This is a genomic window from Shewanella sp. cp20, assembly GCF_000832025.1.
Lineage (GTDB): Bacteria > Pseudomonadota > Gammaproteobacteria > Enterobacterales > Shewanellaceae > Shewanella.
Window position 1 is genome coordinate 1 of record NZ_JPII01000036.1, and the last position, 363, is coordinate 363.

At 46.8% G+C, this 363-nt stretch carries 1 protein-coding gene; it reads right to left on the minus strand.

All coding sequences use genetic code 11. The features are described from left to right. Positions 1-363: EF-Tu/IF-2/RF-3 family GTPase (locus tag DB48_RS13375; RefSeq protein WP_041510741.1), on the minus strand; the 363-nt coding region annotated here is incomplete at both ends.

Consider the following 363-nt stretch of genomic DNA (forward strand, 5'->3'; position numbering starts at 1 on the left):
TACGTATACTTCTGATTCGAACTGAGTGTGTGGAGTGATTGAACCAGGCTGAGCCAGTACTTGACCACGCTCAACTTCATCACGCTTAGTACCACGTAGTAGTACACCACAGTTCTCACCTGCACGACCTTCGTCAAGCAGCTTACGGAACATTTCAACACCAGTACAAGTAGTCTTAGTAGTTTCTTTGATACCTACGATTTCTACTTCGTCACCAACTTTGATGATACCGCGCTCAACACGACCTGTTACTACAGTACCACGGCCTGAGATTGAGAATACGTCTTCGATTGGCAGAATGAATGCACCGTCGATAGCACGCTCTGGCTCTGGGATGTAAGTGTCTAGTGCTTCAGCTAGTTC